Source organism: Vitiosangium sp. GDMCC 1.1324 (genome assembly GCF_003044305.1).
Taxonomy (GTDB): domain Bacteria; phylum Myxococcota; class Myxococcia; order Myxococcales; family Myxococcaceae; genus Archangium.
Window position 1 is genome coordinate 378476 of the sequence record NZ_PZOX01000011.1, and the last position, 6917, is coordinate 385392.

The following is a 6917-nucleotide window of genomic DNA, read 5'->3' on the forward strand; positions in this document are numbered from 1 at the left end:
CTTCCCGCGGCGTCTCCGCCTCGCTCACACCCGTGCTCTGCCTGCTGGTCTCCCTCGCCGCCGGTTGCCCGGCCATCGAGACAGGTATCGTCGCGGGTCAGATCGTCGCATCGGCGGGACTCGAGCTCTCCTCTCCCGCCGTCACCGACGCGACCCAGGAGAAGGTGGGAGCGCCTGGTGTGGAGTGCACGCTCGAGGGGACCAACAAGCGCGCGGTGACGGATTCAAAAGGCTATTTCCGGTACAGCGGCCTCTCCGTGGGGAGCTATCTCCTCATCTGCAAGCGCACGACCTCCACAGGGGTGTATGCCTTGCTCATGCCCATCGAGGTGCCAAGGGCCGAGCAGGGGGCTGGGAACGTGGCGCTGGGCGCGCTCGAGCTCACGGCCGCGGGGAGTCTCCAGGGAATCGCCAGACTGGCGGACCAGAGCGAGCACACGGGTATTTCCGTCTATGTTCCAGGAACGTCCCTTCGTGCCCAGACCAACGCACAGGGAGAATGGCTCATCAACGTCGTTCCGGCGGGGAGCTACGCGCTTCGTTTCGAAAAGGAGGGCTACCGGCCGTTGACCTTGCCAGCGGTCCAGGTGCCCCCGGGCGCTCGCGTGAGCCTGGAGGCGCGGGAGCTCAATGTCTCCACGGGGCCTTCGGGCAGCATCCTGCTCGCGGGTGGGCGGTCACTCACGGGCTCACGCACGGTCGAGGTGACACTGGAGGGCTCGCAGGACGCCTCGCTCTACATGCTCAGCGAGAGCTCTGACTTCATCGGAGCCACCTGGAAGGTGATGACGCCCTCCACCTCGTGGACCTTCTCGGGTGATGGCTTGCAAAAGCTCTACGCCAGATTCTCCGACACCGGAGGGCTGGAGACTCCTCCCGTGACGGACTCCATCATCGTGGACACCACGCCTCCCGTGGATGCCCAGGTGCGTATCAACAGTGGGATGGCGGTGGTCACCTCACGCCAGGTCGTGCTGACGCTCTCCGCCAGGGACCAGAGCTCGCAGGTGGCCGAGATGAAGGTCAGCAATGATCCGGCGCTCGCGGATGCCAGCTGGGAGCCCTTCAGCGGCACCCGCGAATGGACGCTGTCCGATGCGTCATCCCAGACCGCGGTCTATGTGACGTTTCGCGACGAGCTGGGCAACGAGATGCCCGAGCCGGTCTCCGCCCAGGTGACGGTGGTGACGGGGACCATGGTCGCCGGCAAGCTTCCCGCCAGCAGCCAATGGACCCTGGCGGGTAGCCCCTACGTGGTGACCGGAGACCTGTTCGTCCCGGTGGGAGGCGTGCTCACCATCGAGCCTGGGGTGGAGGTCCGCTTCAATGGGCCCCACAAGCTGTCGGTATCTGGAGAACTGGTCGCGCGAGGAACGGCAACGAACCGGATTGTCTTCGCCTCCAACGCGGCCCATCCCCAACCAGGCGATTGGAAGGGCATCCTCTTCGAAGACAGCAGCACCGACGCGGTGCTGGACGACTCCGATGAGTACCTCCGTGGCAGCGTCCTCGCGTTCACTGAAATCCGTGACGCCGTTGAAGGCGTCTCGATCTCCAGGAGCTCGCCACTGGTCACCGACAATCATTTCCATCATAACGGCCACGGTGACAGCACGCTGATCCTTTCGCGCTCCGCATCGGTCATACGTCACAACCTCATCGAGCAGAATACCAGCCGAGGGATTCATGCATACGCCTGCGATGCGCGAATCGTCGGGAATACCCTTCAGGAAAACAGCGGCGGGATGTACCTCTATGCGTATTCCGCACAGTCCTGCGACAGCGGCGAGGTCCCGGCGCTCATCGAGAACAACCGCCTGCTGCGCAACACCGCGGGCGCCATCGCCATCTATGGCGGAGCCGCTCTCGTCCGGCACAATGAGGTTCGCGACAACGTCACGGACTCGGCGCTGAATGGGAGCAATGGAAGCGGCGCTGCGTTCAGCATCGGCTTCGGCGCACCCGTCATCGAGTACAACCTCATCGAAAACAATCGCGGACCCGTGGGCTCGAGCTCGACCTTTTCCTTGTGGGGCGGCTCCATGGTGCTTCGCTACAACACGGTCTCGAACCCCACGACCTACGAGATTCATTTCCCCAGCGGCTTCCTGTCCGAGGACGTGTCCGCGAGCAGTAACTACTGGGGAACCACGGACATGGACGCGGTGAATGCCCGGGTCTGGGACCGAGAGGATGACCCCACGCTACCGCGCGTGATCCTGGCGCCACTGCTGTCCGCTCCAGATCCCAACGCAGGGATGAAGTAGCCATCACAAGACACCGCGCCCCTCGAACGGCGCGGCCAACCCACACAACCCAAGGAGGAATCACCATGGCCCGTTCAACACGAGCCCATGTCTGGCTGTCTACTGCCGCATTCACCTTCGCGGCGCTGCTCTTCCCGAGCCCGAGCTTCGCTCAGCAGGGGCCGTGTCCGGAGGGACAGGTCTATTCGGCCAGCAGCAACCAGTGCTTCCATTTCGAAACCAGCGCCCCGCTGCCCCCGCAAGAGGCCGAGAAGCAGTGCGCGTCGAAGGGGATGACGTTCGCCAATACGCTGAAGCTGACCGGAGTGTCCGAGATCAAGTCGGCGGTCCACGGCAGGGAATTCGTCACCGCCGTCCCCATGGAGCGGAACACCTACGAGGTCGTCAGCAACCTGGACGGCTGGGTAACACGCAAGCGCCCCTGGAAGTCGGGGGACAGCCACGCGTATGTCTGCCTCAAGCAGGCGCCGGTCGCATGCAAGTCCGATGAGGTCTCGGATGGCGCCACGAACTGCCTCTACGTCTTCTCCCCGCAGCAGGCCGTTGGCGAAGAGGCGAAGAAGCTCTGCCAGAGCCGCAAGATGAACCTCATCAGCAGCGTCGTGCTGCTGCCCACCATCGCGACGGCCCCGGCGGTGCGCGCCTACATCAACCCCAAGCTCGGCACGCAGCCCTTCGTCACCACCGAGGTGTCCGGCGGGTTCTCGATCTGGCAGTTCACCACCCTGGACGCACTCCCTAAGGTCAGCGAACTGAAGAAGGGGAGCGAGGCGGCCACCGTGGCGGCGCGGGTCATCTGCGTGGTGAAGGCCTCCGAGCGCGCCCCGTAGTATTCCGGTTCGAGGGCCCTCCGCCTGTGCCGGGAAGGGCTCTCGGCGGTTCTTCGTCAGGACTGGCCAAGAACACTGCCCGAGGCCCTGCTTGGAGCTCCCGTGTTCCACGCAGGGTGGATGGTTGTATCGTCCCCCTCCATGACGGATGTCATCCAACTTCAGGAGCTGCGGCTGGCCGTGCTCGCGTTCCTGATGGCGCTCGTTACGGGTGCCGGGCTCTACCTGGGGGTGAAGCTCCTGCTCGCGGTGCTGCGCGGGCGCTCCCTGCCGAGGGTCGAGCGCGCGGCGGCCCTCGTCTTCCTCGGTCTGCTGCTGACCGAGGCGGGCTGCTTCCTCTATGCGCTCCTCATCGAGGCGGACTGGCTCCAGGTCACCCGGGTGGAGGTGAGAACCGCCAGGCTGCCCGCGGGCACGCGCCTGCGCATCGTCCACCTCACGGACCTGCACGCCGAGGGCTGGTCGCGGGCGCTCTCGCGACTGCCGGACGAGGTCAACGCCCTCCAGCCAGACCTGCTCATCACCACCGGTGACGCCGTCAACGCCGAGTCCGGCCTCCCCGTCTTCCGCGAGGTCCTCTCTCGCATCCACACCCGCTACGGGCGCTATGCCGTCCGGGGCAACCACGATGTCTGGTACTGGAGCGAGCTGGACCTCTTCAGCGGCGGCGTCTCGCAGGAACTACGACAGACGGCGCTCCGGACCGCCGAGGGGCGCCTGGTGCTCTGCGGGGCACCCTACGGACAGGAGGGTCACATCGACACCTGCCTGCGTGAGAACCCGGACGGCCTGCGCATCGTGGTCTACCACACGCCGGACCTCGTCGAGGAACTGGCCCCGCTCGAGCCGGACCTCTACCTCGCGGGCCACACGCATGGAGGCCAGGTACGTTTGCCCCTCTATGGCGCGGTGGTGAGCATGTCCCGCTTTGATAAGAAATACGAAATGGGGCGCCACCAGGTAGGGGCCACCACCCTCTTCGTCAGCCGCGGCATCGGCTTCGAGCCGCACGCGCCTCGCGTGCGCTTTCTCTGCCGGCCGGAGATAGCGGTCATCGACCTGGTAGGCACCGGTAACGCCGGATGAGGCCCTGACGCTCAGGCACCGTCTGGCGAGCAGGCCTCGTTCATGGCGCTGCACCGAGAACCGGTCGTTGGACGGCTGAGGCTGAGGGCCATCAGGCCGCGAGCCTGACCGCCGCCTCGAACTCGGGACTCTTGATGTTCGCAAGTGCCTCGTTCAGCCGGCTGCGGCCATAGTCCACCCGGCCCTGCCAGGTGTTCAGCGTGAACTCGTTCGTCGACAGGCCCCGGTGCAGCTCGGCCATCGGTGGGACGGCCAGGTCGGGTAGCCGGACGCCCGGCCGTTCGGCCGCGGCACCATTCAGGAAGATCATCGCGTAGAAGACGTGGTTGATCTGCCGCATCAGGAACATGCGGGCCTGCCGCGCCGCATCCAGCGTCTCGCCGAAATAGGTGCGCAACAGCACGGCCTCCTCCTCCTTGTTGGCGGTGAAGAAGTTGGCCAGGGTCGCCAGGTCCACATAGCGGTCGGCGAGAAACGAGGACTCCCAGTCGATCAGCCACAGTCGGCCGCCGTCATAGAGGACATTGCGTGGGTTCAAATCGTTGTGACTGGAGACCGGCTCCGGTCGCAGACGGCGATATGTGGCGGCGAGTTCGGTGTAACGCGCGAAATGTTCCGCTGTGGCGGCCGGCTCGATCAGGCCCGAGGCGCGGAACTGTCCGATCAGCGCCTCCATGCCGTCCAGATAGTCAACCAGCCGCGGAAAGGCCGGGGCTGTGTGCAAGGCGCGCACGGCCTGGGCCAGCTCGGTGAGCATGTCGGTCCTCGAGCCGGCATACTCCAATCGGAGTGAGCGCTCGGCGATGAAGTCCATGATCGCCACCCCGTCCTCGACGCAGGCGTAACGCACCCTCGGCGCCAGACCCACCTCGGCTGCGGTGCGCATGCAGCCGTACCAGCGGCTGGGGTCGCGGAAGAGGTCGGTCTGGCCCTCGAGCCGCAGCAGATAGGCGATGCCACCCACCCGGATCTTGAACACCCGGGCGCCAGACAGGCCGCCGGTAAGCGATGTCGCCGCGTCCAGCGTCGTCGTGCCGAACGCGGCCTCGAGCGCGCGCTCGACCGCATGACGGTTGGCTTCGGGAAAGGACATTTCGGGAGAGGACATGGTGACGCTCCGGATGAGACACGACTTTTACCCGGATATAATTCGGAGTCAATATTGCCCGGGTAAAATTGTTCCGGCGCTCGGGACGCCCTCCCGCTCACCGGGCGAGTCCCTGACACAAGGGGAGCAGGGCCTCGCGCAACGTGCCTCCCTCGTTGCGGAACTCGACCAATGGATGGCGCACCGGCTCCAGGGTCTGGTCCGGGTGCAGGAGGGCCCCTCCGCCCGCTGGGATTCCAATCCCGCGTGAGCCCGGGGCCGCCTCCTGCACGGCTCGCTTCAACTCCGTCCAGTCCGGTTGCTCATGGACGCCCACGAGGAAGGGGGCCAGCCCGAGGACCGGGAAGAGAGAGGCCGCGCCGGTCATGGGCGCGCTCCACGCCTGGGTTCCGAGCTGCATCGCGCCAGCGGAAATGCCCAGGAGGACGGCGCCATCGAGGTACCGTTCTCGGAGGAGGGGCTCCAGGCCGTTCTCCCGGAAGGATTCCCATCCCAGGAGGGGGTCTCCTCCCGCGAGCAGGATGATGCTCGCCCGCCCGAGCCAGGCGCGGTCCTCGGCCGAGGGCCGGGAGGGGATCATCCGGCAATGGGAGATGCCGGCCACCTTCATGGCGGCGGTGAAGAGATCGAAGAAGGCGGGCTCGTCGCCGTTGGAGGCGCCCAGGTAGGCCGCCTGGACGGGCGGCACACGGAGGTCCGCCCCCGTCAGCACGCGGAGGCAATCCAGGAACGGCTTGTCCCCGCTGCGCCAGAAGAGGAGTGAGCTGTCGGCGAGGAGGAAGAGCGGCTTGAGATGACCGACATCCTTCCGTTCCAGTGCGCCCATGTGAACCTCCAATCTTTACGGACGACAGGGGGAGGGGATAAGGGAAGCCCCATGAGAACCAGCCCTTTCAAGGTGTAGGGGAGGGTCACCACTGGGAGGACTTCCAGGAGGAGTCTGGGGGAGGGAAACGCCTCGTTCGGAGGCCAGGAACGGCGCGCCAAAGCACCTGGCTCGCCAATCCTTGTCGTGATGGCTGACTCAGCCCAGTCCTCTGGTTGGCAGGGGCGCCTGCTCCCGCCGAAGTTGCCATGGGACTGTGTTGTTTCTCTTCCGTCATGTGGACTCTTCTCCCCGAAGTACGCGCGCAGTCGCCACATGGCGTCGAGCCACTTCTCCCGACACATACCCCTTCTTGGTCTTCTTCTTGGGCTTGCGTGGATGCTTCCGCAGCCTGGCGGGTTTGACGTTCGCCGCCATCTGCAGCAGCGTGCGGCTCAGTTCGGGTGCGGACTGGGTTTCGAATTGGTCCCACTCCGTTTCTGGCACGGCAATCATCATCCCGCTGTAGGTGGTCCGCACTTCGTCCGCTATGTAGAAGGAGGACACCTGGAAGCTGGCCGCATCCAATCGATGCTCGGTCTCCACCGCCGATTGCAGCACCGCCAATATGTTGTAGGTCATGCACGCCACGCCGAAGGCCAGCAGTGCCGCACGCGGGTTACCCAACCCGGCCCTGAGGCATCCCCTCATATAGCAAGCAGGCGAGGAAGCGCGTATCTGGCCATGTGGTTTGAGCAGTAGGGGCATGGATGTTACCGGAGAAGTGGGTACTCAAGCCATCAACGAACAGCAGGTGCATG

General features: G+C 65.4%; 6 protein-coding genes. 3 read left to right on the plus strand and 3 right to left on the minus strand.

Translation table 11 applies throughout. The features are described from left to right. The first annotated feature begins 32 nt into the window (after positions 1–32). The 3 genes from DAT35_RS30595 (at position 33) to DAT35_RS30605 (ending at position 4183) form a co-directional block, all read left to right on the plus strand. On the plus strand, positions 33–2267 hold the full coding sequence (locus DAT35_RS30595; protein WP_146209956.1) for a carboxypeptidase regulatory-like domain-containing protein: 2235 nt from the start codon (positions 33–35) through the stop codon (positions 2265–2267). Between the two features lie 65 nt (positions 2268–2332). Next, positions 2333–3097: a hypothetical protein gene (locus tag DAT35_RS30600; RefSeq protein WP_108071536.1), complete on the plus strand. Its 765-nt coding sequence runs from the start codon at positions 2333–2335 to the stop codon at positions 3095–3097. Positions 3098–3238: 141 nt separating this feature from the next. Beyond that, positions 3239–4183 (plus strand): metallophosphoesterase, encoded by a 945-nt coding sequence (locus DAT35_RS30605; RefSeq protein ID WP_158501959.1) that lies wholly within the window; start codon positions 3239–3241, stop codon positions 4181–4183. Between the two features lie 91 nt (positions 4184–4274). Here the strand turns inward: DAT35_RS30605 and DAT35_RS30610 are convergent, their stop codons facing one another. From DAT35_RS30610 to DAT35_RS30620, 3 genes are all read right to left on the minus strand, one after another. Beyond that, the gene (locus DAT35_RS30610; RefSeq protein WP_199243043.1) at positions 4275–5291 is read right to left on the minus strand and encodes a phosphotransferase; all 1017 of its coding nucleotides are present in this window, start codon (positions 5289–5291) and stop codon (positions 4275–4277) included. 97 nt (positions 5292–5388) lie between these two features. Next, entirely contained in the window at positions 5389–6117 is a 729-nt protein-coding gene (locus DAT35_RS30615; RefSeq protein WP_108071541.1) for a Type 1 glutamine amidotransferase-like domain-containing protein, read from the minus strand. A gap of 273 nt (positions 6118–6390) precedes the next feature. After that, entirely contained in the window at positions 6391–6738 is a 348-nt protein-coding gene (locus DAT35_RS30620; RefSeq protein ID WP_146209957.1) for a hypothetical protein, read from the minus strand. Positions 6739–6917 lie beyond the last annotated feature (179 nt).

Coding starts and splice junctions, on each gene's coding strand:
- DAT35_RS30600 (WP_108071536.1), top strand. CDS start 2,333: ATGGCCCGTTCAACACGAGCCCATGTCTGGCTGTCTACTGCCGCATTC.
- DAT35_RS30605 (WP_158501959.1), top strand. CDS start 3,239: ATGACGGATGTCATCCAACTTCAGGAGCTGCGGCTGGCCGTGCTCGCG.
- DAT35_RS30610 (WP_199243043.1), bottom strand. CDS start 5,291: ATGTCCTCTCCCGAAATGTCCTTTCCCGAAGCCAACCGTCATGCGGTC.
- DAT35_RS30615 (WP_108071541.1), bottom strand. CDS start 6,117: ATGGGCGCACTGGAACGGAAGGATGTCGGTCATCTCAAGCCGCTCTTC.
- DAT35_RS30620 (WP_146209957.1), bottom strand. CDS start 6,738: ATGACCTACAACATATTGGCGGTGCTGCAATCGGCGGTGGAGACCGAG.